Annotated in this window: 4 protein-coding genes; 1 reads left to right on the forward strand and 3 read right to left on the reverse strand. The window is 34.0% G+C overall.

Annotation, left to right across the window (positions count from 1 at the left end; all coding sequences use genetic code 11):
• A partial coding sequence (locus FTU50_RS15050) for an integrase core domain-containing protein (RefSeq protein ID WP_179989160.1) occupies nucleotides 1–100 on the forward strand: 100 nt, incomplete at its 5' end.
• Nucleotides 101–220: 120 nt separating this feature from the next.
• Here the strand turns inward: FTU50_RS15050 and FTU50_RS15055 are convergent.
• The 3 genes from FTU50_RS15055 to FTU50_RS15065 form a co-directional block, all read right to left on the reverse strand.
• Nucleotides 221–739 (reverse strand): hypothetical protein, encoded by a 519-nt coding sequence (locus FTU50_RS15055; protein ID WP_179989170.1) that lies wholly within the window; start codon nucleotides 737–739, stop codon nucleotides 221–223.
• A complete protein-coding gene (locus FTU50_RS15060) occupies nucleotides 729–2,117 on the reverse strand; it encodes a hypothetical protein (protein ID WP_179991388.1) in 1,389 nt (462 codons plus the stop codon). Before FTU50_RS15060 ends, FTU50_RS15055 begins: the two co-directional genes overlap by 11 nt.
• A 98-nt stretch (nucleotides 2,118–2,215) precedes the next feature.
• The coding region (locus tag FTU50_RS15065; protein WP_180055325.1) for an integrase core domain-containing protein at nucleotides 2,216–2,352 on the reverse strand (137 nt) is incomplete at its 5' end.

Here is a 2,352-nt window from a genome sequence, read left to right on the forward strand (position 1 = left end):
GGATGAAGTACAAGATTATGCAACAAACTGGTTGTGGCATTACAACCATGAAAGACCACATCAAGCTAACAAAGGAAAGCCACCTCTAATGGCTGCTTAACCTCTACTTTTAACTTCGGTTATTTATTGAAGGATTACCTTAAAAACTATTAATGTAGCTCCATTTTAAATAAAGAACCGCTTTTTTATTCAAAATAGGGTAGGAACGACTTTAACTAAATCAGTAAGGAATACTTAATGAAATATATCTAATCTCACCTATATTGTTATATGAAATATATATTGTAAATGGAATATCTTCAATTTTCCATTTTTGGCTTCTAACCACGCCATCATCATTCTTAATAAATAATGGCACTCCTAACATATTTTCAATTTCAGCTTTATTCATTGAAAATTTTAAATTAAATGGCAGTTCTTGTTTATATTGAGAAAAGCCTTCCACACCATCATTATAAAAAAATATAGTCGTTAAGTATATTTTTTCACCAGTTATGGGTTTGTCCTCCTGATTTAAATAAAAAGACTCATCAGTAAATATAAAACCCAATCCCTCATCATATTTACTAATATAAAAATTATACTCATCCAATAAATCACCATCTTCATCATAAATTGGTAATTTAATTTCCTCTTGACTTTTCACAAATTGATTTTTAACAAAAAAATCAACTAATTTTTCATCAATATTTGACTTACCCAACAGTGATATTAAATGATCAATAAACTTATTTGTCATTCTTTCTCGCCTCCTCATCCATAATATTTTTCAAAAATTTATCATAATCAGCATTATTTTTACAGCTCAATGTAGTACATGCTTCTTGCAACTTTGTAACGTACTCAGGCGTTAATTTTTTTGCATTATCTATCATTGCCTCAGAATCCCTAATTTGTGCTGCTTGTAAATCATTTGCATCATTTTCAATGAGTCCTTTATTATTTTTTCCTGCATAGGTTGGACCTGCGGCATGCACCTCATTTGGTACAGTTACACTCATTCCTTCATTAATAATACGATTTTTCTCTGCTTGAGTTAAGGGCGCTTCCTTTAAGTCTTCAGCTCTCTTTAATAATGCAGCTTTAGACGGCTGATGATCTCTAGCCACGGTTCCATCTCCAGTGACTTTCTTTTGATTTCCATAATTATCAACCCATCCCACATCAAGAGATTGCTTTTGATTTATTTCAATATCAGCATCTTTCCCCTTAGTGACACCTTTACCTACTCCAGCACCTACAACTCCAGCCACAGCATTAATTAAATATTCTGCACCTTGTTTATTTTTTTCAATTTCATTTGCAAATTTCAATTCATCTAATTTATTTTCAGATGTTGAGGCTTCAATTTCTTTAACTTTCTCTGAATTAGTCCAATTATTAATCGTATTTGAATTGGTAACATGAGCGGCGGCAGTTAATGATGTCGCCAGCGCATCAAATCCTTGAGCTATTTCAGCTCCTACCGCACTATCTAAAGCTAAAGATTTTCCTGTCTCAATTGCTAAACGGACTGGGCCTGAAATCATTAGTCCTACCGCAAGTTGAACAGTACCTAAATCAACTCCAGTATCTTCACTAATCTGCTTTATATTATTTCCTAAATCAGCAATATTGCTTAATATCGTCATACCAACTGTGGTTTGGGTCGTAACTTTTGTCTCAATGTCAGTTCCTTTCGCATAAATTACTTCTTGTTCATTTACGCCTATTTTAGGTTGTTTAAAAATCGTTTCTAAATCAACACCAGATTGAGCTAATGTATCTAGTTGACTCTGAATTTCACTAAACTCTTTTGCTGCATAGAAAAAATCTAATTTAGAAAATAAAGCTTCAACTTCTTTTGGCTCTATCCCTCGTTTGAGCAATTCACTTGCAACTTTGTCACCAACTACACCCGTTTCTTTATATTCACTTGGTAAATTGTAAAGCCTTGCCTGAATATTATTTAGTGTTTGTAAAGCCTTATCTTTATACTCACCCGCTGGTAAGGCTTGTGCTAAATTTTCTGCACTTTGACGGAAATTCTCTGGCAAATCCTTCTGTTCTTGAATAATCTCCTGTCGTCCAGCTTCTGTCAGTAATCGATGATCAATCGTTACTGAACCATCCAGCATACCTGTGGTCTGATCACGAGTAATTTCTTGGGTATTGTTGATATCACGGTTGGTGGTATGGTAATCCTCCCATAAATAACCGAAGTTAAAAGCAGAGGTTAAGCAGCAATTAGAGGTGGCTTTCCTTTGTTAGCTTGATGTGGTCTTTCATGGTTGTAATGCCACAACCAGTTTGTTGCATAATCTTGTACTTCATCCAAAGTATCAAATAAATGCTTGCTCAGCCAACTATAAC

The sequence above is a fragment of the Acinetobacter sp. YH12112 genome (assembly GCF_013418945.1).
Taxonomy (GTDB): Bacteria; Pseudomonadota; Gammaproteobacteria; order Pseudomonadales; family Moraxellaceae; genus Acinetobacter; species Acinetobacter indicus.